21 protein-coding genes are annotated in these 26,962 nt (G+C 44.2%); 17 read left to right on the forward strand and 4 right to left on the reverse strand.

The window, feature by feature from the left end; translation table 11 throughout:
• The first annotated feature begins 7 nt into the window (after positions 1-7).
• The 3 genes from MHB85_RS15705 (at position 8) to MHB85_RS15715 (ending at position 7,787) form a co-directional block, all read left to right on the forward strand.
• Positions 8-1,216, forward strand: a complete 1,209-nt coding sequence (locus tag MHB85_RS15705) for a GDSL-type esterase/lipase family protein (protein WP_341073200.1) — start codon at positions 8-10, stop codon at positions 1,214-1,216.
• A 307-nt stretch (positions 1,217-1,523) separates the two neighbouring features.
• Positions 1,524-6,563 (forward strand): golvesin C-terminal-like domain-containing protein, encoded by a 5,040-nt coding sequence (locus MHB85_RS15710; RefSeq protein ID WP_341073201.1) that lies wholly within the window; start codon positions 1,524-1,526, stop codon positions 6,561-6,563.
• Positions 6,564-6,899: 336 nt separating this feature from the next.
• Positions 6,900-7,787 (forward strand): cation diffusion facilitator family transporter, encoded by an 888-nt coding sequence (locus MHB85_RS15715; protein ID WP_105598832.1) that lies wholly within the window; start codon positions 6,900-6,902, stop codon positions 7,785-7,787.
• A gap of 124 nt (positions 7,788-7,911) precedes the next feature.
• Here MHB85_RS15715 and MHB85_RS15720 read toward each other — a convergent pair whose 3' ends face one another.
• Both MHB85_RS15720 and MHB85_RS15725 read right to left on the reverse strand, forming a co-directional pair.
• Positions 7,912-8,382: a ferritin family protein gene (locus tag MHB85_RS15720; RefSeq protein ID WP_091018869.1), complete on the reverse strand. Its 471-nt coding sequence runs from the start codon at positions 8,380-8,382 to the stop codon at positions 7,912-7,914.
• Between the two features lie 108 nt (positions 8,383-8,490).
• Positions 8,491-8,931, reverse strand: a complete 441-nt coding sequence (locus tag MHB85_RS15725) for a hypothetical protein (protein ID WP_105598833.1) — start codon at positions 8,929-8,931, stop codon at positions 8,491-8,493.
• Between the two features lie 539 nt (positions 8,932-9,470).
• Between MHB85_RS15725 and MHB85_RS15730 the strand changes: the two genes are divergently transcribed.
• On the forward strand, positions 9,471-10,193 hold the full coding sequence (locus MHB85_RS15730) for a DUF421 domain-containing protein (protein WP_306299287.1): 723 nt from the start codon (positions 9,471-9,473) through the stop codon (positions 10,191-10,193).
• 83 nt (positions 10,194-10,276) lie between these two features.
• Here MHB85_RS15730 and MHB85_RS15735 read toward each other — a convergent pair whose 3' ends face one another.
• Positions 10,277-11,569 (reverse strand): alkaline phosphatase, encoded by a 1,293-nt coding sequence (locus MHB85_RS15735; RefSeq protein WP_374954403.1) that lies wholly within the window; start codon positions 11,567-11,569, stop codon positions 10,277-10,279.
• A gap of 795 nt (positions 11,570-12,364) precedes the next feature.
• On the opposite strand from MHB85_RS15735, the gene MHB85_RS15740 reads away from it, so the two are divergent.
• The 8 genes from MHB85_RS15740 to MHB85_RS15775 all read left to right on the forward strand — a co-directional run bounded on the left by MHB85_RS15740 (position 12,365) and on the right by MHB85_RS15775 (position 21,377).
• Positions 12,365-13,795 carry a family 43 glycosylhydrolase gene (locus MHB85_RS15740; protein WP_341073202.1) on the forward strand — a complete coding sequence of 477 codons (1,431 nt, stop codon included), beginning with the start codon at positions 12,365-12,367 and terminating at the stop codon, positions 13,793-13,795.
• A 239-nt stretch (positions 13,796-14,034) separates the two neighbouring features.
• A complete protein-coding gene (locus MHB85_RS15745; RefSeq protein WP_091018859.1) occupies positions 14,035-14,349 on the forward strand; it encodes an ArsR/SmtB family transcription factor in 315 nt (104 codons plus the stop codon).
• Positions 14,346-16,814: an FAD-dependent oxidoreductase gene (locus MHB85_RS15750; protein ID WP_105598836.1), complete on the forward strand. Its 2,469-nt coding sequence runs from the start codon at positions 14,346-14,348 to the stop codon at positions 16,812-16,814. The genes MHB85_RS15745 and MHB85_RS15750 overlap by 4 nt, the downstream gene beginning before the upstream one ends.
• A gap of 143 nt (positions 16,815-16,957) precedes the next feature.
• On the forward strand, positions 16,958-17,284 hold the full coding sequence (locus MHB85_RS15755) for an ArsR/SmtB family transcription factor (RefSeq protein ID WP_091018855.1): 327 nt from the start codon (positions 16,958-16,960) through the stop codon (positions 17,282-17,284).
• Between the two features lie 73 nt (positions 17,285-17,357).
• On the forward strand, positions 17,358-18,653 hold the full coding sequence (locus MHB85_RS15760) for an arsenic transporter (RefSeq protein WP_105598837.1): 1,296 nt from the start codon (positions 17,358-17,360) through the stop codon (positions 18,651-18,653).
• Positions 18,654-18,691: 38 nt separating this feature from the next.
• Complete coding sequence (arsC, locus tag MHB85_RS15765; protein ID WP_047843093.1) at positions 18,692-19,111, forward strand: arsenate reductase (thioredoxin); 420 nt, start codon at positions 18,692-18,694, stop codon at positions 19,109-19,111.
• Positions 19,112-19,361: 250 nt separating this feature from the next.
• Positions 19,362-20,180 carry a MerR family transcriptional regulator gene (locus tag MHB85_RS15770; RefSeq protein WP_105598838.1) on the forward strand — a complete coding sequence of 273 codons (819 nt, stop codon included), beginning with the start codon at positions 19,362-19,364 and terminating at the stop codon, positions 20,178-20,180.
• A 24-nt stretch (positions 20,181-20,204) separates the two neighbouring features.
• Positions 20,205-21,377: an MFS transporter gene (locus MHB85_RS15775; RefSeq protein WP_341073203.1), complete on the forward strand. Its 1,173-nt coding sequence runs from the start codon at positions 20,205-20,207 to the stop codon at positions 21,375-21,377.
• A 200-nt stretch (positions 21,378-21,577) separates the two neighbouring features.
• Here the strand turns inward: MHB85_RS15775 and MHB85_RS15780 are convergent, their stop codons facing one another.
• Entirely contained in the window at positions 21,578-21,787 is a 210-nt protein-coding gene (locus MHB85_RS15780) for a hypothetical protein (RefSeq protein ID WP_192131456.1), read from the reverse strand.
• 144 nt (positions 21,788-21,931) lie between these two features.
• Between MHB85_RS15780 and MHB85_RS15785 the strand changes: the two genes are divergently transcribed.
• From MHB85_RS15785 to MHB85_RS15805, 5 genes are all read left to right on the forward strand, one after another.
• A complete protein-coding gene (locus MHB85_RS15785; protein WP_341073204.1) occupies positions 21,932-22,516 on the forward strand; it encodes a TetR/AcrR family transcriptional regulator in 585 nt (194 codons plus the stop codon).
• 150 nt (positions 22,517-22,666) lie between these two features.
• Complete coding sequence (locus tag MHB85_RS15790; RefSeq protein WP_192131976.1) at positions 22,667-23,545, forward strand: NAD(P)-binding domain-containing protein; 879 nt, start codon at positions 22,667-22,669, stop codon at positions 23,543-23,545.
• A 29-nt stretch (positions 23,546-23,574) separates the two neighbouring features.
• Positions 23,575-24,627 (forward strand): LLM class flavin-dependent oxidoreductase, encoded by a 1,053-nt coding sequence (locus tag MHB85_RS15795; RefSeq protein WP_192131454.1) that lies wholly within the window; start codon positions 23,575-23,577, stop codon positions 24,625-24,627.
• A 63-nt stretch (positions 24,628-24,690) separates the two neighbouring features.
• On the forward strand, positions 24,691-25,644 hold the full coding sequence (locus MHB85_RS15800; RefSeq protein ID WP_192131452.1) for an alpha/beta hydrolase: 954 nt from the start codon (positions 24,691-24,693) through the stop codon (positions 25,642-25,644).
• A gap of 257 nt (positions 25,645-25,901) precedes the next feature.
• Positions 25,902-26,870, forward strand: coding sequence for an ROK family protein (locus MHB85_RS15805; protein ID WP_105598840.1), 969 nt, complete (start codon positions 25,902-25,904; stop codon positions 26,868-26,870).
• The last annotated feature ends 92 nt before the right edge of the window (positions 26,871-26,962 follow it).

The raw sequence follows: 26,962 nt of genomic DNA on the forward strand, positions 1-26,962 counted from the left end.
AGTTGCGATGAAAGAATTTTTTCCTCGGAGAGGGCTACCTAATGTCATTCAGAAGTTGGAAAATGGGGAACCTGTGACCATCGTTTATTTTGGCGGCAGTAATACACGTTCGGAAGGATACAGGGTCATGACCGCGGATTGGCTGCGAGAGCAATATCCCCAAGCCGATATCCGCGCAGTGAACGCAGGCATTGATGGGACAGGATCGGACCTCGGCTGCGCCCGTTTGGAGACCGATGTACTGCGTCATCAGCCTGATCTCGTGTTTGTTGAATTTGTCGGAAATGATGGGGGAGTCCCCGAATCCAAGGCGCGGATTGAAGGAATTGTCCGCCAGATGCGCAAGCACAGCCCGTTTACCGATATCCTGTTCGTATATACGATTAAGGAGCGGGATTTGAACTTATTTCAATCCGGCGAGTACCAGAAGGGTGCACTTATGCAAGAGGAAGTTGCCGACTATTACGGCATTCCTTCGATTCATCTAGGCGTGACGGTCAGTCAATTGGTTTCAGATGAAAAGCTCATTTTCACCTCAAGTGCAGATGTATCCATTCCCGGTGCCGTTATTTTTACGCATGATTCGATCCATCCAACGATTCCCGAAGGACACCAGATTTACACAGACACCATCACCCGGTCATTTGAGAAAATGAGCGAACTTCGAGATCACGTGGGAAAAGTGGAACATCATTTGCCGCAAGACACTCTGGTCCCGGCCAATCCTTGGGAGTATGCAACCATGCTGCCACTGGATCAACTCACTCATTTTTCCGCAGGATGGTCTTACATGACTTCCGATGATTTTGCCTTAGTGCGCGAGTATGATTGGTTGTTCCCCGGTCTATGGCGAGCAGTTGATCCCGGAGAGGCGATCACAGTGGAGTTTGAGGGAACCCACATCGGCTTATTTGATATCGGGGGGCCGGATTCTGGCAGATTGAAGGTGTCGGTGGATGGAGGGGAACCATTCCTTATTGATCGATTCACACTCTATAACGATCATAATCGAAATCAATATGTTTTCTTGCCGGAGCTACCAAATGGAAAACATACCGTTCGCTTCGAGATCGATCACGAGAAAACTGACAAATCGGCCGTGTTTGAGGCAAGTGGCAATGAAAGAAGTATGGCACATGTTCAGCAGCATCCGGATTGGTATGATCAAACGGTCATTCAGCTTGGAAAGTTGTTATTGGTGCAGCCGCCATTATAATGGATGGTTCACTTGGAACACTTGGAAGACCTATATTCTATCTGACTGCTACTGAGCAATCAATTAGGATGTAGGTTTCTTTTTTTACTTAAAATCGTATAAAAAATTCTTAAAATGAAAGAAATTTCACCGTAATTTAACATGCTAAGATAAAAACGACAGAGCGGGATTAGGCAGAAGGCGAAGGTTAATTGTTTTTTTACAATCATTTGAGCAAAAGGCAATCTATTTTTGAAAGCGTTACCATTATTGAGGAGAGGCTGTGAATTGTATGGTCAAAAGGAAGCTGTTTTTCTTCATCGTTTTCATGTTGACGATCGTAGTTCCTTTCAGCCTGATTGGAATAAGGGCCGCTTATGCGGAGACCTTACCTTATCAGACCATTATCATCGATGACGGGAGTATCAAGATCAATGATGTTCTAACACCTGATGCGGGTAACGAGAACAATGGATATTCGGCTCCAAATTGGACAACAAGCACAGGGGTAAAGGGGTATGATCTTTCCAGCTCCAAATATACGAGTACAGCAGGCAGAACGATCACATGGAATCCACGCTTGGAAGCAGGAACAGCGAAAATATCGTTCTATAAGCTGGATTGGGCAGATAAAGCAGATAGCAATGTGAAAATTGAGATTGTTCATAATGGGACAACGGATGTAGTCTTTATGGATCTAAGACCCTCATCTGGCGAGCCAGCGGGTTGGGTTGATTTGGGAGAGTATTATTTTTCCGGGGTTGGTGAAGAGTTTGTTCAATTGACCCGGTCTACCGGCACCACGAACACGATCCTTACACGTGCGGATGCGGTCAAGTTCGAAGGGAACATTGAGCAAAAGGAGCCACATAAGACGATCATCATTGATGATGGAAGCCTCACAATTGATCATGTCGTCACTGTTGATACAGGCAATACCAATAACGGATTCTCCGCTCCGTATTGGACCACAAGCGCGGGAGTGAAAGGATACAATAATTCCAGTTCCAAATATACGGATGCTGTAGGCAGAACGATAACATGGAATCCGCGCTTGGAAGCGGGGACGGCGAGAATATCGTTCTATAAGCTGGATTGGGCGGACAAAGCAGATAGTAATGTGAAAATTGAGATTGTTCATAACGGGATTACGGATGTGAAGTTTCTGGATCTAAGACCCTCGTCAGGTCCATCAACCGGGTGGGTTGATTTGGGGGAATATGAGTTTAGTGGTGATGATAGCGAATTTGTCAGGCTGACTCGAACGCAGCCTTCTACGGGTACAATTATTACGCGGGCCGATGCAGTCAAGTTCGAGGGGAATATCCGTCAACAAGCACCGCCGCTCCCCCCGCTAAGAAGCCGTACCTTAGCGAATCTCAGTTACACGGAAAAAGGCAGCATCGAAAATGATAACTATAAAGCGACCTTCTACGAGGCGACATGGGATGGGGGCAAATCCATCGTTCGTGACATGTTCTATAAAAACACGGTCACTGGGAATTGGACGCCAATTAATAATGAATCGGAAAGATTGGAGGAACAATGGGTTTTATTGGACGGGAATGCGGGCAGCCGAACCAATTACTATGATACGATGAACAAACGCTGGATTACATTCGACGGGGTCCATTTTCCCGACAGCCAGACGGCGGTACTAACCGACTCTACGCATGGCAGTGATTACGATTTTGAAGTGAACTGGTCCATGGCAGGGGATAAATTAGATGTCTCTTTTGCCTTTACGCCTCGCCGCGACGGCAATTATGTGATTGGATATCAGTCCTTCACAACAGAGGCAGTCTCGGGCATTAATGAAGTGTTAAATGGATTTAGGTCACATGCCAAAATGGTAGGTACGGTGGAATCAACAAGTTTAAGAGAGCTGAGCGCTCCGATGAGCCTGGTTGAGAAAAATGATGGTGCGGGAAATCCATTGACGTATGGCGTATTTGTACCTTCGGCAGAGCTTCCGGTTGAATTTGAACCGACGGGAGGCGTTACGAAACAACGGCTGGGCATGAGCCTGGTCAACAACGAAGGCAGCGTGCAGCCAATCCTGTATGCGCCTCAATTAGGGACTTATTCCCAAATGACCGCAGAAAGCACGTATCAATTTCATATTGGGCTAATCGCTCAAAAAAGCAAACTGTATGAGTCCTACGCGGATATTCTTCGCAATGATTATGGTTATTCAGCTTATCGGGAAAATGTGTCAGATCAGTCGCTTACTGATGCGATGTTTAATATGATCGATTTGCTTAAGGTTGAGCCGCAAGGGGACGACTCTGTGAATTATGTCCCATCACCCAGCGGGTGGTGGAGCCGTGCCAAGGGTTTTATCGATATTGAAAACGAGGATAGCGTCCGAACAAGCTCAAATGCGGTTCTTTTGGGAGCTTACTATTTAACTGGGGATGACCAGCTATACGATACGAGAGCACTGCCGTCCGTCCAGTATGGCGTATCGCGAAACGGTATCGGTTGGTCGCCAACGCAGAAGAAAGTATACGGTGTGCCTTCGTTATGGAAAATGGCTACTCTGCCGTTCGATGTTTCAAGTGTAGCCGCTGTCAATCAGATGATGGGCACTTCGGCAGGGATTGGGGCACTGGCACAGGAAGAGTACCTTGTGCGTGACCCGGATCAGAAAGACAGGGGTCCTGTCATTCAGCCCCTGATGATGTATCGGATGACGGGAAATGCGCAGTATTTGCAAGCTGCAAAGGATGCAGCCGACAGTTATATCACGCAACATATCGATACGCCTGCATCTGTCGATGTGAGTAAAAATGAGTTCATTTATTATTATAGCAAGCTGTGGATGGAGATTTTGGAGCTATATGAGGAGACTCAGGATCCCAAATACTTGGATGCCGCTTATAAGGAAGCCAAACGGTATGCAACCATGTTTGTTGCTCGTCCAGTTCCTGAAGGGAACGTTACGATTCCTCAGCCGGAAACATATAATTACGCGGAGTCGTTCCATTGGCCGGAGGGTGGTAAATTTCAATATCCTCGGCTCAAGCTTCCCGAAGATATTGCCGGAGGCGTTCAAGCGGAGCGTTGGCTTGTTTCACCAAGCGGATTGACGTTTGAAGCAGGAAGTACAACCGGCTATTATCGGATGAATGCTCAGGAAGCTCCATTCATGCTAAGATTGTCGCTCTATACAGGGGATAAACTGCTGCAGGATATTGCTCATAATGCGGTTATTGGTCGGTATTCCAGTTATCCAGGTTATTACTATAAGGGCTTCGCCGTTAGCCAGCTTGAACCCGATTTTCCACTGGAAGGCCCAAGCGGAGCTACATCCATCTATTATCACCACATACCCGGGCAGCTCGGGCAAACGATGGATTATTTGATCAGTGAACAATCCTTGAAATCGAACGGGAGCATTACATTCCCTTCCGTATTTGAAACGAATTTTTTATGGTTCAAATATCACCTCTATGGGAATAAACCAGGTCAATTTTATGGCAATTCCGACGTTTGGCTATGGATGCCGAAGGGGATCATTAAGACCAATCATCCTCAATTGAACTGGATCACAGGTGAGAGTGGAGATAAATTCTACATTGGGCTAAGCAACGCATCGTCAGAAGAAATTCAGACTCCGATCGAATTGAATGAACAGATCATTGGGTTCAACCCGGCACAAGACTATACTGTAACGATCATCCGCGACAATGGTACACCAGAACAAACGGTTATGAGTGGTGGAATCATTCAAGCCACGGTTTCAGGCAAGGGCATCACCGCGATCATTGTAGAGGGACTCGATATTGCTGTACCGCTGCATCAGGTCAGAACGGCAGATACATCGGATGCAAGTTATTTCTTTGATACCCACAGTCCAATTGACGCGGTTAAAGGCATGCTGATCGTTAAGCCTGACGAAACGGTTTATGATGCTTATGTGCAGGCCAAAACAACGAAACCAGCGACAATCCATTATTCGTTGGATGGTGGCGCTACTTATACAACCGTCCCGGATACGATCTACCCGATGGAATGGTCGATACGGGTGAATGATTTATCCCAAACCTTCACGTATTACGTGGAATCGGAAGGGAAACAGACCCGCAAGCGCACACTCTATCTGCCGGATCAGGTAACGGAAACGCCAGTCCAGCCCGATGATGGGCAGGATCATTCATCTATCATTGTGGATAATACGGAGGCGGAGACAGAAGGCGTCTGGATAAGGGATACGACGGCTAACGATTATTACTATGATAACTATGTGTATGCCAAATCTACGACCAGCACAGCAACAAGCAAAATGAGATGGCGGCCTGAGCTGCCGGAAAGTGTCACTTATAGTGTGTATTACAAGATTCCGCAAAACACTGCAACGAGTGAGAATTGGGCAACAAATGCCTCGTTTACCGTTTATCATAGCGGCGGCTCCGATACGGTTACTGTTGATGAGACAATGACGAACGGTACTTGGGTGCACCTGGGGGATTATCCTTTTGCTGCAGGTGATAGCGGGTACGTGGAACTAACGAACAAGGCCAACAAATCCAGAGTCGTAGCCGATGCAATCATGTGGGTGGACCCGAACAGGATACCGCAATTGGAGTCTGCCGTAGTTCAGTCCGATCGGAACGAGCTGCAGATGACTCAAACCGCACAACTAAGCGTAACCGGCTATTTGGATAACGGTTTGATCGGTGATCTTACACAGGCCGATGTGCAGTATTTCGTTGATCGTACGGATCTGGCTGAAGTGGACAGCAGTGGGGTGTTGACTCTTCTCAATCTCGATGGGGGCACGGATCACCTTGAGGTATGGGCCACGGTAACGATTGACGGAGTGACCTTAACCACACCGCATTTGAACATCACGATTAAGGACCTAACGATTATCGTCGATAGTACAGATACAACAGGGTTATACACAACAGAAGGGTCTTGGAGCCAAAGCAATTTAGCTGGATACAAAATTGGGGTTAAATCCCGCTATTCAACCGTTCAAGGATCATCCGCAACGTGGAAAGGCCAGTTTCCAGAAGGGAAATATACCGTTTCCATCTACAAGCTCGTCCATACAACGGCAAACGATAACCATGTCAAAGTGGAAGTGAAGCATAAGACGGGTACCGAGGTCACCTATATTGATGCAACCGTCGGATCATCGGGTTGGGTTAATCTGGGCACGTTCGACTTCGCGGGAGACGGCAGCGAGTATGTTCGTTTAACCAGGGTTACTCCTACAACGGTAGACCCGCCAACGCTTCCTGCGGATATGATCTATACGAGGGTTGACGCAGTTATGTTCGAACGGCATTCCGATGATCCGCAGTTGCTTGCAAATGAGGCACCAGATGAACCGACACTCTCTGAACAAGAGCAGTGAATTATGAATGGAAATGAAACAACGGCAAGTGATGGTATACAATTATTGTAAAATAACGCTAAGAGCAAAGAGCCGAGTGGATCAAAACGATCCATTTGGCTCTTTTTGTTTAGGAGCAAGAAGGTGTGGTCACAGGAAAGGAAGCCATTAGGCCACCTTCCTCGTACCCATTAAACACTTAAGTTTGCCAAATCCAACTTTTTTGGATTCTCTTAAAAAAATTGCCGCTTTCAGATTATGTTTCGTCACACTCAAAACGTTTCTCTAGACCCACATAAATCTTCAATGATACCATCATACACGTGCTAGAAATGAAGATTGCAGGAGGATATCATTTTGGATCAACTAAAATACGATAATCTAAAGCTGGGGGAGCGCGGAGCGATCATCAGCATTATCGCCTACATATGTTTGACCTTATTAAAACTGATCGTTGGCAATATGGCCGGATCAGAAGCGCTCAAGGCGGATGGATTAAACAATGCCACCGATATTGTGGCCTCCATAGCTGTACTGATCGGTTTGAAACTTGCCCAACGCCCAGCCGACAAAGATCATACATATGGTCACTGGAGAGCAGAGACCGTTGCGTCATTAGTTGCTTCTTTCATTATGATGGCAGTAGGTTTACAGGTACTGTTTGAAGCCATCGGTTCTGTGTTCCAGGGTACACATGAATCTCCGGATATCATCGCCGCGTACACAGGTATTTTCTGCGCGTTTATCATGTATCTGGTCTATCGATATAACAAGAGACTTGCTACACGTATTAAAAGTCAGGCGGTCATGGCTGCAGCTCGAGATAATATCTCCGATGCCTGGGTGAGTACCGGTGCGGTCATTGGAATCGTAGGTTCTCAGTTCGGACTTCCATGGCTGGACCCGGTAACGGCTGTTATCGTAGGTTTCCTGATCTGCAAGACCGCTTGGGACATTTTCAAAGAAGCCACACATCATCTGACCGATGGTTTTGATGTTGAACTGATTCAGGAGTACAAAAAGACGATTGCCGGAATAGACGGTGTAGAGAAGGTCAAAGACGTAAGAGCCCGCAATTATGGCAATAATGCTGTCGTGGATGTTGTCATCACCGTACATGCTGAGCTGGATCTTCAACAAGCACACGATATCTGTACAGACGTGGAGAACGAGTTAATGGAGGAGCATGACGTATACACCGTTCACGTTCATGTGGAACCTGATATGTTGAAAGAATGCATATGAGATTTAGATTTTAAAAGAGTGACCAGGCAAAGCAAAACCAGTGAATATAACTCATTCACTGGTTTTTTGCTGATTCCAATTGTTATTTTTGAACGAATACACGCGTTATTTATCCCCTACATCACTATCTCGGCAAATTGTAGGTAATCAGATTGTTATATTTATCCGCATGTTTCTGTTCATCCAGAATGATCCCCCACACCGTGTCTTTATATATGCCATAAGGGAGACCAAACCATATTTTTCTATACTTTTCCACGGCCGCCAATTCACCTTGAAACGCCTGTTGCAGCCCAGCAAGATAAGAGGTGACCGTCTCAACCGGCTCACTACTTACGCCGGAAATCTCCTGACCCGTTAGATCTTTGTACATTTGCCGAAACATTTGATTATGTCCACGTTCATCATTACGGATGCTCGTGATGATGGCAGCCTGATTGGCATCAGGTGACAACTGAATCAGTGAATCATAGAAAATCTCGTCGTTTCGTTCTCCCTGCACAGCGGATTTGATTAATTCAAGTGCTTCGGCTGATGATGTTGCCCATACCGGAGTAAAAGTGTACCTGTAACCATACGGATATGTCACATACATTAACGAATCCCTCCAAGACCAATATGAGTTAGGGTATGCACGTAAGCCTATCAGCGTTAACCCATATCAATCTGTCCCGGCTTATTATTCGAAAGCTTCAGTGAAAATTCACTTGGTATACGTCAATATTTTACTGTAACCATAAGCAATAACAAATGGCAGGAGGTATGACAAAAAGGTCCAAAAAATGTTCCATCCATTAAAATAAATGACATGTCCCATCATTTTCGCAACCCACTCAATTAAGGTCAGCGACAATGATGCAACAAGGATCGCTAACCATGGATTGGCCCCTTTCACTAAAATCGCATACATCATCAGGCAACCGACAATCGGATAGATTCCAAGATCCATTGGTAGAGCAGCATAGGATTGGTTACGTGTATTCGGGAGAATGTTCCAGAAATAATTGAATCCTACATTGTTAATGCAGGACGATATAGCCACGCCGAGTGGATAATATTGAATAAGGATTGTAAAGTTCCGACGCAGAATCCATACGCCCATTATAATGGGAATGACCATACCCAACAGAATGTTTCCTATCATGCATTTTTCCTCCAAAACTTGTTGCTTCTATAGTTCAAAATAAGCTGCATCACTCCGTTGTTTTCTCTTCGAGAAGACGATCCACCTTATCTGTAAGTGCATCCAGTTTTTTGTCATAATGCTTGTACGTGTAGAATCCAATGACTGCTTTGACAGCAAAAAAGAGCACCGCAGCAATGACAATGAGTAGATAATTGTGGGCGACCTGCCTTAACCAATCGTTAACTGCATTTATCGGATTTCTCTCCCTTCAAAGCAAGTGGTGTTGTATATGGTAACCAACTCCATGGGATATAATGCATACTGGCAAATTCGGAAAAGGCATGTGTGACTTGTAATTAATATCCTGAAGCTTCTAAAGAATTCTGACCTGGTCATCCTCAGCAGCGCGGAGAACCAGCCCGGCCGAATCGAAGTATTAACTTTGGCAGGGGATCAGGTAGCCTGCTTTCCGTTTATAGCATTAAATAAGGCGACATATTTAAGAATAATTCTGTGAATACTCAAAAGAGTTCCATAATTATCTAACGAGTGAAAGGGTGCTTGTATTGTACGAACATGTTATCATCTTCACCCGAAGTATCTTTGCCTTTTTGCTTTTATTGGGTATTGCTCGTATATTGGGAAAACAAACGTTGTCTGATATGAACTTCCATGAATTTGTCACCGCAGTCATTATGGGAGCCATAGCTGCCAATCTAGCTTTTAACGAGAAAATAGAAGTCACACATCTGATTATTTCTCTAATTGTTTTTACCGGAACCTCTTATCTGTTATCTAAATTAAATCTGAAAAGCAGAAAAATCCGCCTACTGGCAGAAGGTTCACCTACCGTATTAATTGAAGGCGGCAAAATTCTTGAAAATAACCTCGCCAAGAATAAACTGACATTGGATTCCTTAAACCAAGTGCTAAGACAGAAAGATATTTTCAACATAGAAGAAGTGGAGTATGCTTTGCTCGAAGTGAATGGACAAGTCTCAGTCATGAAAAAAGCCAACTATAGAACAGCTACGCTTGCGGATATTCATAAGAAGGTAGAATCCAATCCAGAACGCATGCCTGTGGAGTTAATTATGGACGGGGAGATGTTAAGTAAGAATCTTGAACTGAATGGCATATCTGATAAGGAATTAATGCAACAGCTTGAATCGAAAAGCAAGAACATAAACGATGTATTCTATGCTGTAAAAGGAAGTGATGGCAGGATCTATATTGATTATTATGAGGATCAAATCAAGCATCCCATTGATGTCGAGTGACACCATCAGAAATGAAAAAAATTCCCTTCTCTTCAGATGAAAGAAGAGAAGGGATGATCGTAAACTACCGAATTATGGTGAAATTATTGGTGCTTGCTGAGGATATCAAATATGATCTTGGCATTATCTGTGTTGTCGATCAAACCGGCGAAGCGATGACTTGCCGGGCCGTAGGCATAGACAGGAACATCTTCACCTGTATGTCCACCTGTGGTCCAACCCGTAAACGAACGACTATTAATAATTGCTTCAATGGCATTATCAATCTTCGTTACATCTGCACTTTTGGCTGCTTCTTTCACCGATTCAATCTCTTCCGCCTTCAACTCGAGTTTCAGATAACTTTTCAGTGTTTCTTCAACCGAAGCACCCTTCGCAATTTGTGCGGCCATGAAGTCTGGTGTCCGCAGTGCAGCTTTAATCGGGTCTACGAAGAAGTTGTATTCGCCGTCTTTTCCAAGCGTAAGTCCGCCCGTGGAGTGGTCGGCAGTAGCTACGACAAGTGTTTCACCATCTTTTTTGGCAAAATCAATAGCTGCCTGAAATGCTGCCGCGAAATCTTCCATTTCACTCATTGCGCCAACGATATCATTATCATGTCCTGCCCAGTCAATTTGGCTTCCTTCGACCATTAGAAAGAACCCTTTGTCGTTCGAACTGAGGCGATCAATCGCTGTATTGGTCATCTCAGCCAATGATGGCGTTGTAGCAGTACGATCGATCATCTTGTCCAATCCTCCATCGGCAAACAGTCCAAGCACTTGTTGATTCTTATCAGCAAGGAGAGCGGAACGATCCGTCACATAGCTGAATCCGGCCTTTTGGAACTCCTTCGTCAGGTCACGACCCTCGCGCACAAAATTGGATTTCCCTCCACCCAGTAGGACATCAACCTTATGCTTGCCATTAATCAATTCATCATAATAATCGTCCGCAATGGCATCCATGTTTTTTCGACTGATATCATGGGCACCGAATGCAGCCGGTGTGGCATGAGTGATCTCCGATGTAGCCACGAGCCCGGTGGCTTTCCCGTTTTCTTTGGCCTGCTCCAGTACGGTTTTGACTTCCTTCTGTGCGGGGTCGACCGCAATAGCAGCATTGTAGGTTTTAACGCCTGCGGACATGGCTGTTGCTGCGGAAGCGGAATCCGTCACATTTTGTTTATCATCATCCGGATAAGTCATCTGTGCCCCGACAAGATAAGGGTCAAATACGGTTCTGTCCATGCCCTTCGTTGAAGGATCATCCTTCATATAACGGTAGGCAGAAGTATAAGAGGTCCCCATGCCATCCCCAATGAGGAAGATGATGTTCTTGATTTGTTTTTTCTCTACACTTACAGCTTGAACGGCACTTGCTTGTCCGGCAGACAAGAGACTAGAAGCCGATACAGCCAGAGTCAGCGCTACCGCTGGTAATACTCTTTTGGATAATTTCACAATGATTCCTCCTCATCATATCTCGAAAACAAAAATGAATGCATGAATCTATATTCATTTGTTCATCATTAAAAAGGTTATCATTCATTTGTAAATGAAAACCAAGAATTTTGTATACCTAAGGTAAAATAAGGCGATGTGTTAATTCTTTGCATGAGCAGTAAGTCAAACATCCCAATCAGGACAATAGGGTTCCAACGAAAGATTCACATGATCTGCAACAGACGAGATTATAAAAATATACTCATGCCACTATTTTTGAAGTATGATAAATCATAAGTAGAACGCTTTCATTTTTTTATTTAGGTTAGTTTAAATCCAATTTCATTTCAGGAGGCTCTTGCCATTGACCACACCAACTCCAAATTATAATGGGTATCTCTTTGTACATTTTATTGGCGAACAACCAGACGGAGAGCAGGTTTATTTCTCCTATAGCGAGGATGGTCTTCACTGGAAGGATCTTAATGGTGGAATGCCTGTGCTGTTTTCCGATCTTGGAGAAAAGGGGGTACGGGACCCGTTTCTGATTCGTTCAGTCAAGGAAAATAAATTCTATCTGATTGCTACGGATCTCCGCATCGCAAGCGGCAAAGGATGGACTCATGCCGTTAATGCAGGGAGCCGGGACGTAATTATATGGGAATCCAGCAATCTCGTGAATTGGTCATCCCCATGGAACGTTACACTGGGTGTTGAGGGGCTGGATGTGTCTGGGCACCCGAAGCTGTGTATGATGAAAAAACAGATGAGTTTCTCGTATTTTGGGCTTCTGCAACGCAAGAACCTCAGGAGAAAGAACGAAAGCAAAAAATATACAGCGCTCGTACAAAAGACTTCCGTACGTTCTCCACATCGGAAAAATACATTGAGCGGGATAATCATATTATTGATACAACGATCCTTCCTTCGGCTGGTTGTTACTATCGATACTCCAAGGATGAAACAACCAAAAACATACGGGTAGAAAAAGGAGACTCTCTCGACAAAGGAGCTTTCGTTACGCTGCAAGCCCCTATCCTGGAGGCTGTGGCAGGTGTGGAGGGACCTCAGATCTTTAAATTCAATAACAGGGAGGAATGGTGCCTGATTGTCGATCGATTTGCAGAAGGCAAAGGGTATCTTCCTCTGTTGACTACAGATCTGGGAAGCGGAGAATTCCGAATTGTCCCTGATAGTGATTTTGATATGGGAACGACTCAAAAACGGCATGGAAGTGTCCTGCCCATCACAACTGATGAGTGCAGCCGGCTTCTCGCGGCTTTCGGGGATGGTCATCAGGTGCTTCCGGGACAATATGCCGATCCTGATGTCGCCAAGTTTGAGGATCGTTACTATATGTATCCGACAACAGATGGCTTCGAGGGGTGGTCGGGAACACAGTTCAAGGTGTTTTCTTCTTCAGACCTCCAGCATTGGCAAGACGAAGGTGTGATCCTTGATCTGGGAACAGAGGATGTCCCTTGGGCAACCGGTAATGCCTGGGCACCGGCAATTTCCAGCCGAAACGGGAAGTTCTATTTTTATTTCTGTGGCAAAATGCTGAACGGCGTGAGTGCCATCGGCGTTGCTGTAGCGGATACACCGATTGGTCCATTCCTGGCCGAGTCGCAACCTTTGATCACAATGGAGCAGTTGAAACGTCTGGGCATTACCATGGGCCAGGCTATTGATCCCTCCATCTATGTTGAGGAAGATGGAAGACCGTATCTGCTATTTGGCAATGGACATGCTGCCATTGTGGAGCTTAATGAAAACATGACAAGTGTCTTGGAGGACACCATGAGTAATCTCTCAGGGCTCCATGATTTTCGTGAGGCGGTAACGGTGTTGAAGCGGGGAGGACGTTACCACTTTACGTGGTCCTGTGATGATACAGGCAGCGAAAACTATCATGTGAATTACGGTACGTCAGAGCAATTATACGGTCCAATTACCTATCAATACCCGATTTTGAGCAAAAATGTCGAGAAGGGCATGCTGGGCACAGGTCATCACTGTATCTTTAATGATTCCGAAACTGATCAGTACCGGATAGCCTATCACCGTTTTGTCACGCCACTATCCAGATTCTCCTCTGGAAAGGGCTATCACCGCGAAATATGTATGGACCCGCTTCTTTTTGGTAAGGACGGACTGATTCAGCCTGTTATACTCTAACCTAACATAAGACTTTCAATTGAATCGCTATTTTATGAAGAACGGATACACTTTGAAACGCCTGTCAGAATTCGCTTTTAGCGGTTTTGGCAGGCATTTTTGTCATCCACCTAAAACAAGCCCATACCGTAGGGTTGAGGAGGGGATGTAACTTATTGAACTCCTTCATTTGAGAATGTATTTGACATCCATATCAATAAATCGTATTATTACGATATAACGATTTAGGAGGAATACTTTTGAACATTCCCGCTTTTGACAGCAATAATATTAAACAGTTCGATGAACCTGCTAATCTGCTGAAAGCTTTATCTCACCCCATTCGTTTATGCATTGTGAGGGGACTGATGATGAAAAAAAAATGTAATGTTTCTTATATGCAGGAATGTCTGGATCTTCCCCAATCTACAGTGTCACAACACCTCCAGAAGCTTCGTAGTGCAGGTATTGTTGCTACAGAGCGCAATGGTCTTGAAGTGAACTATGTGCTTGCTGATCCACGGGTTGAACAGATTATAAATACTTTATTTGAAAAGGATGATTGTGAATCATGAGTAAAAAAGTACTGATTGTTGGCGGGGTAGCTGGAGGTGCATCTTCAGCTGCACGTCTTCGCCGTCTGGATGAACATGCCGAGATTATTATCTTTGAGAAAGGGCCTTATATCTCATTTGCCAATTGTGGCTTACCTTATTATGTAGGGGGATCAATCGATGACCGAGAGCGTCTGCTGGTGCAAACGCCAAAAGGGATGGCTGATCGTTTTCGTATCGATGTTCGCACAAGAAGTGAGGTTGTAGCTATCGATTCGCAGAAGCGAGTGGTTAAGATACAGTCGCAGGAACGCGGTGCATATGAAGAAAGCTATGACGAGTTGATATTGTCACCAGGTGCAAAACCGATCATTCCCGATCTGCCGGGTAAGGACAATCCACTAATTTATACCGTACGAAGTATTCCAGATATTGATCGGATCAAAGACCAGGTAAGTTCTTCTAACAACAAGTCTGCGATCGTCATAGGTGGTGGATTTATAGGTGTGGAAATGGCTGAGAATTTAAAGGAAGCTGGTCTGAATGTAACGCTGGTTGAGGGGAACGCACAAGTACTCACACCATATGATCCCGAATTAGCAGCCGCATTGTCACAGGAAATGGAGAATCATGGTGTGAACCTGCTGTTTTCCAAGCGTGTTCAGGGATTCCTTTCCCTGGAGCAGGGCATTGGGGTTGAACTTGCGGATGGTCATACGCTAACAGCTGACATGGTTATTCTTGCGATAGGCGTAACGCCGGACACCTATTTCTTGAAAGATAGCGGTGTTTCTCTGGGTGCACGTGGACATATTATCGTAAATGAAGCCTTAGAAAGCAATGTGCCACATATCTATGCTGTTGGGGATGCCATCGAAGTAACGGAAACCATTCATGGTACGAAGGCAACGATACCACTTGCCGGACCTGCCAACAAACAAGGCCGTATTGTTGCTGACCGTATCGCAGGGCTTCATTCTACCTATAAAGGAACACAAGGTACGTCCATTATCAAAGTATTTGGAATGACCGCAGCCACAACAGGCAGTAATGAGAAAACACTCCAGCGTCTCGGCGTGGAATATCAAACCGTTATCGTACACCCTGCTTCTCATGCATCGTATTATCCGGGTTCTAGCGCAATTACTCTTAAACTGCTGTTTACTCCGGAAGGTAAGATTTTAGGCGCACAAGCAGTCGGGTATGATGGAGTGGATAAACGAATTGATGACATTGCTGTTGCCATTCATTTTGGAGGACATGTCCGGGATTTGACAGAGCTTGAACTGAGTTACGCACCACCTTATTCTTCTGCCAAAGATCCCGTGAATATGGCTGGATATGCAGCAGAAAATATGATTACTGGACGTGTTCAGACGTTCACCTATAATCAACTGGCTGATCGTCAGCCGGAGCAATCAATACTTCTGGATGTTCGCAGTGAAATGGAGCATCAAAATGGTCATATTCCGGGTTCACTCTCTATTCCAGTTGATGAGCTTCGTGAGCGATTAGATGAATTAGACCCATCCAAAGAAATCTGGCTATACTGTCAAGTCGGCTTACGTGGTTACACAGCTTCGCAAATTCTGCGTCAGCATGGTTTTAGCGTGAAAAACTTGAGTGGTGGTTATAAAACATACCGTCAAGCCCAGTTTAAGCCTGCTCCAATTCCTGCTGGAAAACAAGATTATCATAATCCTGCGCTGGAAGCTAAGGGAAAGAAGTCTATTCCAGCTGACTCGACACAGCCACAACGTATTGATCATGACTTGAATGTATGCGGATTGAGTTGTCCTGGTCCGCTAATCCAAGTGAAGCAGAAAATGGATCAACTCTCGAACGGAGAAACCCTGCGTGTGAAAGCTTCCGATCCAGGCTTCTATGAAGATGTCAAAGCATGGGCCACGATGTCAGGTTCCACCATCTTGCAGTTGGAAAGACTGAAAGGCGGTACAATTGAGTCTGTCCTTGTTAAAAATACAGCACAACCGGTATCGGATTCTCCCGTCAGCGATCCTGCCAGCACAATGGTAGTCTTCAGTGGCGATCTGGATAAAGCGATTGCCTCACTCATTATTGCAAATGGGGCCGCAGCCAGTGGACGAAAAGTAACTCTATTTTTCACATTTTGGGGATTGAGTATTATTCGTAAGCCGCAACCGCAAAAGTTATCCAAAACCATGATCGGCCGTATGTTTGATATGATGCTGCCTCGCGGCAGCCAGAAGCTTGGCATGTCCCAAATGAATATGCTCGGAGCAGGCCCGAAAATGATCCGTGGTCTGATGAAAAAACATCATGTGCCTTCGTTGGAAGAATTGATAGAGAGTGTAATTGCACAAGGAGCAGAGATCGTTGCCTGCCAAATGTCTATGGATTTAATGGGAATCCAGCGTGAAGAATTAATAGACCAAGTCAAAATCGGTGGTGTCGGTTACTATCTTGGTCAAGCCTCACAAGCAAATCATAATCTGTTTATTTAAAAATTTATCACAAACTCCAAAAAGCGTTGGTTCGAATTCGAACCAACGCTTTTTGGACTTAGTCATCAAGTAAAAATTTGACTTCATTTTTTTGGTATTATAATATAAGCATACACTTATATTTAATTGAAGGAGGACGTGCTATGGATTCTATGCAAGAGATAGCGGATAAGCTTAAATTGCTCGGTGATAAAACACGCCTTACGATCCTTACACTCCTCAAGGAACGTGAATGGTGCGTGTGTGAATTTGTAGAGATTTTAGACATGTCACAACCTGGAATTAGTCAACATTTGCGCAAACTGAAGGATCAAGGCTTGGTTAAAGAAAGTAAACGTGGTCAGTGGGTATACTACTCTTTAAATGTAGAGAATACACCCTATATTTCATCTGTCCTGGAATTGATGCCGGATACAGCAACTATTCTTAAATCGTTAAATAAAGAAAACTTTACATCAGTATGTAATTAATTTTTGATCAATATATAAGCATATCATTATATACCAATGTAAATTAAGATGAACTGAAAGGGGGTGTATCGTTTTGTTTTCTACGCTGTTAGCCTGCATCATCTTTTTGATTACACTTGTACTCGTTATTTGGCAGCCTAAAAACCTGTCCATTGGTTGGTCTGCTTGCGGCGGAGCAATCCTTGCTTTACTTGTGGGTGTGGTCAATTTGGAAGATGTATGGGATGTGACACAAATCGTATGGAACGCCACGCTTGCTTTTGTGGCAATCATTCTGATCTCATTAATTCTGGATCGTATCGGCTTTTTTGAATGGGCTGCCTTACATATGGCCAAAGCCGCTCATGGCAATGGTGTACGTATGTTTATTTATGTCTCCATCCTTGGTGCAGTGGTTTCTGCTTTCTTTGCCAATGATGGAGGTGCACTGATTCTGACACCGATTGTTTTAGCCATGGTACGTGCACTGAATTTCGATGAGAAGAGAGTATTTCCATTTATTATCGCCAGTGGATTTATTGCGGATACAACTTCCTTGCCATTGGTTGTAAGTAACCTGGTCAACATAGTGTCTGCCGATTTCTTTGGTATTACGTTTATGGAGTACGCAGGAAGGATGTTTGTTCCAAATCTGTTCTCACTGGCGGCGAGTATAGGTGTACTGTATCTCTTTTTCCGCAAGAGTATTCCCAAACGATTTGATGCTAGTGAATTGAAACCTCCGGTAACTGCCATTAAGGATATGAAGATGTTTCGGTTGTCGTGGGTGGTGTTAGCGGTTCTTCTCATTGGATACTTTACCAGTGAATTTATCGGAATTCCCGTATCTCTTGTGGCAGGTATTGTCGCGATATTCTTCCTGATCATGGCTTCCCGCAGTTCAGCTGTACCAGCAACATTGGTTGTCAAAGAGGCGCCGTGGGCCATCGTATTTTTCTCCATCGGCATGTATGTTGTGGTTTATGGTCTACGTAACGTAGGTTTGACCGATCTGTTGGCCGTAGTCATACAGGCTGTGGCTGATCAAGGATTGTTTGCTGCAACAATGGGTATGGGCTTTATCGCAGCAATCATCTCATCCCTGATGAACAATATGCCTACCGTGTTGATTGATGCACTTGCCATTGATGCAACCACAGCTACAGGGACTATTCGGGAGGCGCTCATCTATGCCAATATTATTGGATCAGACCTGGGTCCCAAGATTACCCCGATTGGTTCACTCGCGACCCTGCTTTGGCTTCATGTTCTCAGCACCAAAGGTGTCAAAATCTCATGGGGTACTTACTTCAAGACGGGTATCATAATCACCATTCCGACTCTGTTTATTACGCTAGTGGGTCTGTATCTGTGGTTAAGCATTCTATAAAAGCAATCTATAATTCAAGTAACGAGGAGACGATGAACATGAGTAAAAAAACACTGTACTTCCTGTGCACAGGCAACTCTTGCCGGAGTCAAATGGCCGAAGGCTGGGCCAAGAAATATCTGAGTGAGGACTGGAATATCTATAGCGCAGGAATTGAGGCCCACGGTCTGAATCCAAAAGCGGTTGAAGCCATGAACGAAGTTGATCTGGATATTTCAACTCAAACCTCGGACATCATTGATTCAGAGTTGTTGAACAACGCTGATTTCGTAGTCACGTTGTGTGGGGATGCCGCAGATAAATGTCCAATGACGCCTCCACATGTGAAGCGAGAGCACTGGGGATTTGATGATCCTGCCAAAGCGCAAGGTACAGATGAAGAGAAATGGGCCGTATTCCAAAGGGTTCGTGACCAGATTGGGGAGCGTATTAAAACATTTGCTGAAACCGGAAAATAATACAAACCTGACTGAGCAGGATAATTGAATGAGTACCGAGAGAATGCCATGATAAGTGGCATTTTTTTTGTTCAAAAAAAATGAACGTTTCATTCAGAAACGGTTCTTTGACTTACCCATAACCCCAACATAGAGTGATGACAAGGAAGGTGGTTGATTTTAGCTAGCAAATGAGAAGCACATCCCCTTGACTTTCCCCTGTACGGGAAACTATATACTCGCATTAAGTTAATAGATTGGAGTTGATATGTTGTTCAAAATCAGTGCATTTTCCAGGCTGAGCAGGGTCTCATTAAAAACACTGCGTTATTATGACCAGATTGGCATACTTAAACCGAGAAAAGTAGATCACGATACGGGTTACCGTTACTATTCCGCAGATCAGCTTCTTGAGCTCAACCGAATCATCATTTATAAAGAATTGGGGTTTACGTTGCCACAAATCACACAGCTGTTACAGGAACATATTACATTGGAGAATATGCAAGGCATGTTTAAGCTAAAAAGAAGCGAAATTCAGCAGATTATCGATACGGAACAAGCTAAACTCGTCCGAATTGAGGAACGCATGCAGCTTATAGAGGAAGAGGGGCATGTCGAAACTGGGCAAGAAATCCGAATCAAAGAGGAAGGTGTTCGACCGTTTCTTTTTCAGACAGGGTGCGGGAGGGAAGAGGAGATCCCGAGTTTATTTCATCAGTTTGATCAGTCATTAACAAAAGAAATGCGCCAACTGATCGACGGACCTCAGGTTGTTTTGTGGAAAGAAATCGCAGGACAAGAGGAAGAATTCGAGTTTGAAATAGGTTACTTCTTAAGCTGTGAGCTGCGATCACCTCCCGACCCATTTCAACTGCGGACTCTTCCTGCCGAGCCCATGATGGCCACCATAGCTTATCGTTCCAATGCCACCTTTGCCTGTAAAGCCTGTGTCCATCTAGCTACATGGATTGAGAAGAATAACTATCAGATCAAGGAGAACGGAGCTGGTAGGGAGTTATACTTACCCTTATCTCAAGAACAAGATGTACAGTTTATAGAAATACAAATTCCAATACTAAATAGATAACTGAAGAAGACGGAGTGGATTAAAGTGAAAAATAAATGGATTATATATATTTTGGCATTGGCTGTTTTTCTGATCGGAACCCTTGAGTACATTATTACAGGAGTCATAGAAATGATCGCCTCAGACTTGAGCGTATCTACTTCCGAAGTGGGTTTACTGGTGACTGTATTCGCTCTGGCAGCGGCCATTATCGCTCCGATTCTCATTGCAATTACAATAAATATGGATCGCAAGAAGTTACTGTTGTCTGCCCTCAGTGTGTTTATTGCCAGCAACGGACTTATGCTTGTTGACCTTTCTTACGAAACTTTACTATGGGTGCGAATTATTCAAGGGGCTAGCGGAGGAGTGGCTACCGTAGTAGCAATGGCCGTGTCGACACGACTGGTTGAAAAAGAAAAAAGGGGCAATGCCATCGGCATCATTTTGATGGGGCTAAGCAGTTCGCTGGTACTCGGTGTCCCTCTAGGCACATTTTTTAGTGAAATGTTTGGATGGAGAGTTCTATTTGTTTTAATCGGTTTGTTAAGTTTTCTTCCATTACTTATTATCTACAAAAAGGTTCCGGCAATCAAAGAGGAAGAAAAAATCACCCTCAGAATGCAGCTCTCCATTTTAAAAAATCCTCTCATTCTGACTGCCTTGCTTATTACGTTATTGTATATCGGCGGCTATTCGACACTGTTCACGTATATTACGCCTTTCTTGCAAGCTACATCGACTCTTACCATGACCGAGATAAGCGGTGTTCTGTTTCTCGCGGGAATTTGCAGCTTTGTCGGATCAAAAGTTGGTGGACAATTGGCAGATGCAAAGGGATCAAAGTTTACAATCTGTCTAGGCCTTCTGTTACAAGGCATAACTCTTCTTTTGTTTGCTCTAGCTGGAGTTAATCTTATGATGTTAATCTTGGTTTTAATGATCTTTATGTTGGCAACGTGGAGCATATCTCCGGCCCAGCAACTATATCTGGTTACACTGGCACCTCGTAATCCTGACATTGCCCTTAGCGTAAATACGTCGTTTATCCAATTTGGTTTTGCATTGGGATCTGGATTAGGTGGGATTGTGATCAGTCGTACATCTGTCCTATATTTGAATTGGTTGGGTTTTGGAGCTGTAGGAATTGCTTTACTTCTTGCCATACTGCTATTTAAGAAATCGAGAAGCAGGATTGGAACGACAGATCCAGTGTAATTTCAGTGATGGGTAATTCTTGCTTCTAAAGTAATTGGCTTTGTTGAGATGCAATCATCCGTTATATGTAAATAAAAAAAGATCTCTTCAGCATTCACTGCAAAAGAGATCTTTTGGTGTATAACAAAGTTATAATGAGAACCGCATTACATCATCATGGCAATAGAGCATGAATCCATTAACAGATTACCGTTAATTGTCTAATGTCCACCTGTATTCGAAGCCCAAACAGGATACCAGCCCAAGGCCGGATTTTCATTGTTGTAGAGCACCAGGTTGCCGTCAGTTTGCATGATGAGCACATTGCCTCTAGAATTGGCTGGCACATTGTCTGCTCCGTACCATTCCTTAGCCCACGCCAGGTTATCCGATGTCCAATAAGGTGTGTTTTGAGGGTCTGATATGACCAACTTCCCGCTGAAATAATTAATCTGCAGTTTATGTATTCTTGTGTCTTATTTCTTTAATGGATAAATTTTCAATACAGATCTACAATCTGCAATATTCTTTTCTGGACTGATCAGTTCAGATATGTTATATTTCTGAAACGGGAGGTGTTACTTATCGCCAGGACAAAAGAATTTGACAAAAATCAAGCGTTACACAAAGCAATGCTGTTGTTTTGGAAAAAAGGATACGAGGCGGCCAGCATACCGGATTTACTGGATGTGATGGGCATTAGTCGATCCAGCCTTTATGATACGTTTTCCGACAAGCAAACCTTGTACAGAGATGCCCTGGAGCATTATAAAAATGGAAGTTCCAATAAGCAGACCATTCTTGAACAAGCATCAAACGTTAGAGATGGAATTCTTCAATTTTTTGAGTATCATATTAATTCTGCATACGATACCAGCCTGCCGGGCGGATGTTTTGTAACGAATACAGCTACAACATTGGAGTCACCAGATGAACAGATAAATGTCTTGATCCAGACTAGTTTTTCGGATTTGGAACAAGCTTTTTGTGAGCTTCTGGAGAAGGGTCAACAATCGGGAGAGATAGATAAAACAACCGATATCCAAACATTGTCTTATTTATTGCTGAATTTACATCAAAGCATAAATATTATGGCCAAAACGGGTCAGAATCCGGAACGTGCCAGAAAGATGATTAGCTTAGTAATTGCAAGTATATAATTTTTTTTGACAATTTCGGAATGATTGTTCCGTTATTCTGTTCCTTTTATTTTAAAGATGCCATTTGAAGAGTATACGTAAGACCAAAATTTTTTTAATCATTCCGGAACATTCATTCCGTTATTGAAAGAATCCATCATGAATAAGGAGATGCAACCAATGAAGGTATCGTTTATTGGACTTGGAAATATGGGACTTCCAATGGCACAAAACCTGTTGAACGCTGGGCATGAATTAGTCATCTTTAATCGGACCGCTGAAAAAGTTGAACCCTTACTAAAACAAGGAGCACGGTATGCCAAAACACCACTAGAAGCAGCGAAAGAAAGCAATCTTGTAATTACTATGTTATCTGATGATGCTGCTTTGAAGGAGATTGTTGAAGGACCCAATGGCGTGCTGAACGGATTATCTGAAAATGGAATTCACGTATCTGCCAGTACGATCAGCGTGGATCTGGCTCGGAGATTATCCGCTATGCATGCGGAGAGACAGCAACACTTTGTGTCCGCCACTGTGATGGGGCGCCCGGATGCCGCTAAAGCAGCTACATTGCGTATTATTTTAGCTGGTCCGGAACATGCAAGGCAACGAGTACTTCCCATTTTAACAGCACTAGGTCAAGAGATATTTGAGATTGGGGATCATGGCGAAGAAGGTAACATTGTCAAAATAGGCGTCAACTTTCTAATTGCTTCCATGCTGGAAGCTTTGTCGGAAGCGCAGCTCATGGTTGAAAAGTACGGCATTAAACCATCACGATATATGGATGTTGTGAATGCTCTTTTTCAATCTCCGGTATATCAGAACTATGGATCGATCATGACCGAACAGCGCTTTGAACCAGCCGGTTTTAAAATGAAGCTCGGGTTAAAGGATGTTGCATTGGCTATCGAAGCAGCAAAGTCCGTTCAAGCTCCTTTACCTTTAGGCCAACTTATCCATCAACACCTCTCTGAAGGAATTGTCCATGGTTATGGTGATTTGGATTGGACGGCTTTAATCCGTTGTCTTGAGCATTCCTCTTAAGGAAAGAAAAATATAAGGAGAGATTAATTATGGAAATAGGAGTTACTTCATTCGTAGAAACAAAGCCTGATACTGAGACCGGAGTTGTCATGAGTCACGCTCAGCGATTGCGAGAAGTCGTCGAAGAAATCGTCCTAGCAGATCAGGTAGGACTTGATGTGTTTGGCATAGGTGAGCATCATCGTGATGATTATGCAGCATCTTCACCAGCAATGGTGTTGTCCGCTGCGGCGCCCCTCACAAAACGAATTCGATTGACAAGTGCTGTGACGGTCCTTTCTTCATCAGATCCTGTCCGTGTGTTTCAGGATTTTGCCACACTTGACGGTCTCTCCAATGGACGTGCCGAGATTATAGCGGGCCGGGGTTCCTTCATTGAATCCTTTCCGCTGTTTGGTTATAACCTGCATGACTACGAAGAACTATTCAATGAAAACATTGAACTGCTTCTGAAATTACGGGAATCGGAGAAAGTAACATGGAGTGGAGGTCATCGATCAGCGATACATAATTTGGGGGTGTACCCGCGTCCTGTTCAGGATTCTATGCCTGTATGGATCGGTAGCGGAGGTACCCAGGAGTCTGCCATACGTGCTGGAATTTTAGGTCTGCCCCTAGTTCTTGCAATTATCGGTGGAAATCCAACGAAATTTGCGCCGCTTGTAGAACTGTATAAAAAGGCGGCAGCTCATGCTGGTCATGATGTATCACAGCTTCGAGTAGGTTCACATTCTATCGGATTTGTTGCTGAAGATACCGAAAAGGCCGCAGAACTCTTTTTCCCGTCCACTCAGTACGGCATGAATAAACTCGGCAAAGAGCGAGGGTGGGCATATTATGATCGTTCCAGCTATGATGCTGCCCGCCGCTCTGATGGTGCGTTGTATGTAGGTGATCCGGAGACAGTTGCTCAAAAAATTATTCATCTGCGCAAACATGTAGGAATTACACGTTTCATGATGTATGTCCCTCTAAGCACGATGCCACATGAGTTGGTAATGCGGGCTATTGAATTGCTCGGTACAGAGGTTGCACCGCGAGTACGAGAGGAAATTTCCAAATGGGAAGCTGAAATGAGATAAGAATGAACTGAAATAACGTACACGATCAAATTCATTATCATTATTATATTTGGAGGAATTATCATGAGTAATGAGACACGTATATTACCAGAATTAAGAGAGGTATATTCACAATTTCCAGGGTTTGAATTGGAGAAAAATTTAGAGTGGAGCAGAAGTTTAGTAGCGGCTACCTCTGTGAAGAGTTCAGAGCATGTTACCACAACAAGTCGGCAAATTCCGAGGGAAGGAGGCGAGATGTTGGTCAAAATATATGAGCCGGCCGACCGAACAAATGATTTACTACCAGCCATGTTATGGATTCACGGGGGCGGATACGTATTAGGACATCCAGATATGGACGACAAATTGTGCGAACGTTTTGTTCAGACAGCAGGATGTATTGTCGTATCAGTCGATTATAGGCTCGCTCCCGAGCATCCTTATCCTGCAGCGATTGAAGATTGTTATGCTGGATTGGTATGGATGACGGTGGAGGCAGCAACGCTTGGCATTGATGTGAATCGGGTTGCCATTGCCGGTGCTAGCGGTGGTGGCGGGCTGACAGCAGCACTAGCGCTGATGGCACGTGATAAAGGAGGTCCGTCGATTATCTTTCAAATGCCATTGTACCCGATGTTAGATAATCGTAACATCACGCCATCTAGTCATGAGATTATAGAAGAGGGTTCAATCTGGAACCGAACGGACAACGTGGCTGCTTGGTATATGTACCTTGGTGAGGGGAACGATGGCAGTGGGAGTTCTTCTTACGCAGTACCTTCGAGAACAGAGAACTTGGCCGGATTGCCGCCAGCCTATACTTGTGTAGGTCAGCTCGATCTATTTCGGGACGAGACGATGGACTATGTCGCACGATTAGCACAAGCAGGTGTGGATGTTGAATTCCACCTCTATCCAGGTTGCTTCCATCTTTTCGAAATTTTTGCTCCGGAAACAGAAGTGAGTCAGCGTGCTGTTAAGGGTTATATGGATGCAATGGCTCGTGCACTTCATCCCAGTAGCGCCCTTGAATAAGGATTAATGCCCAGAACCTTTGTACTTAAAGAAAATTGATAATAGTAAACTTTATCTCCTAAGAAGTCACTAATGTAGTGACTTCTTTTTGAATAGAGACGCTTGTTCAATTTCGAGCTCGGAACCTATACTATAGAAAGTTACTCTGACAAGACGATTGAGTTATGGAGCAGGTTGAGCATATACAGAGTTGGATGATCAGTGAATCAAGTAGGTTAAGTTCCTTGATATCAAATTAAATGAGAGCGGAGATTATTATGCGAAAATACATCATCGGAATTGACCTGGGTGGAACCAATATTAAGTCCGCCATTTTCAACCTGGAGTTTCAAAAAATTCACGAAAGATCCGACCCTACAGAAGCGGCAAAGGGACCATCTCATGTATTAAACCGAATGGTAGGCATTATTCAAGAGATGCTGACGTATGAGGGAATCCAGCCAGAATCTATTCTATGCATGGGTATGGGCATTCCTGGATTATTAGATCCTGAGCAGGGGCTCTCTCTATTTTCACCTAATTTTCCAGACTGGGAAAACATTCATGTCGTGAATCATATGATAAATCATTTTGAATTTCCTGCTTATATCGACAACGATGTTCGGGTTAATCTGTATGGTGAATGGCTGTTCGGTGCAGGCAGCGGGTATAAAAACCTGATATTGATAACCTTAGGCACCGGTCTGGGATCTGGTATTGTCAATGATGGAAAGGTTCTTTACGGTACTACATCGAGTGCAGGTGAAATCGGTCATATGAATATGTATCGGGAGGGGCGCCCGTGTCGTTGTGGAAGCTCAGGCTGTCTGGGAAGATATGTGTCCGCAATAGGAATGGTCAAAACCCTTACAGACAAGCTTGAGGAAGGGCGCTCGAGTATGATTATGAAGTGGGTGAAAGGAGATTGGACGGCAATTACTGCCCGTATGATCTCGGAAGCTTACGATCTTGGAGATTCACTTGCTGTTGAGGTAATGCATGAGACCGGAGAGATTCTTGGATTTGGTCTTTCCAATGTAATTAATCTATTCAATCCGGAAGTGATTATCGTTGGTGGAGGAATGTCGGCAGCGGGTGATCGCTTGCTGAATACAGTACGTGACACGGTTAAAAATCATGCATTGCATCTCTCATCAGGTGTTTGTCATATCGTACAAGCAAAGTTAGGTGGACAAGCAGGAATGATCGGCGCGGCTGCATATGCCAAAAACAAGATGTCATTATAAGGTATCACAATATGATAATAGATCAATTATGCTTGAGAATATGTCATTGCATCATACAGTCTAAAACCTTAACTTAAAATGACAGCAGAGAA

The sequence above is a fragment of the Paenibacillus sp. FSL K6-4396 genome (genome assembly GCF_038002525.1).
Classification (GTDB): Bacteria; Bacillota; Bacilli; order Paenibacillales; family Paenibacillaceae; genus Paenibacillus; species Paenibacillus amylolyticus_B.

What these genes read in the sequence shown, in the direction of transcription:
- MHB85_RS15795 (WP_192131454.1), top strand. Translation starts at nt 23,575, where the DNA reads ATGGAAATAGGAGTTACTTCATTCGTAGAAACAAAGCCTGATACTGAG.
- MHB85_RS15705 (WP_341073200.1), top strand. Translation starts at nt 8, where the DNA reads ATGAAAGAATTTTTTCCTCGGAGAGGGCTACCTAATGTCATTCAGAAG.
- MHB85_RS15805 (WP_105598840.1), top strand. Translation starts at nt 25,902, where the DNA reads ATGCGAAAATACATCATCGGAATTGACCTGGGTGGAACCAATATTAAG.
- MHB85_RS15750 (WP_105598836.1), top strand. Translation starts at nt 14,346, where the DNA reads ATGAGTAAAAAAGTACTGATTGTTGGCGGGGTAGCTGGAGGTGCATCT.
- MHB85_RS15800 (WP_192131452.1), top strand. Translation starts at nt 24,691, where the DNA reads ATGAGTAATGAGACACGTATATTACCAGAATTAAGAGAGGTATATTCA.
- MHB85_RS15790 (WP_192131976.1), top strand. Translation starts at nt 22,667, where the DNA reads ATGCAACCAATGAAGGTATCGTTTATTGGACTTGGAAATATGGGACTT.
- MHB85_RS15710 (WP_341073201.1), top strand. Translation starts at nt 1,524, where the DNA reads ATGTTGACGATCGTAGTTCCTTTCAGCCTGATTGGAATAAGGGCCGCT.
- MHB85_RS15725 (WP_105598833.1), bottom strand. Translation starts at nt 8,931, where the DNA reads ATGATAGGAAACATTCTGTTGGGTATGGTCATTCCCATTATAATGGGC.
- MHB85_RS15720 (WP_091018869.1), bottom strand. Translation starts at nt 8,382, where the DNA reads ATGTATGTGACATATCCGTATGGTTACAGGTACACTTTTACTCCGGTA.
- MHB85_RS15755 (WP_091018855.1), top strand. Translation starts at nt 16,958, where the DNA reads ATGGATTCTATGCAAGAGATAGCGGATAAGCTTAAATTGCTCGGTGAT.
- arsC (WP_047843093.1), top strand. Translation starts at nt 18,692, where the DNA reads ATGAGTAAAAAAACACTGTACTTCCTGTGCACAGGCAACTCTTGCCGG.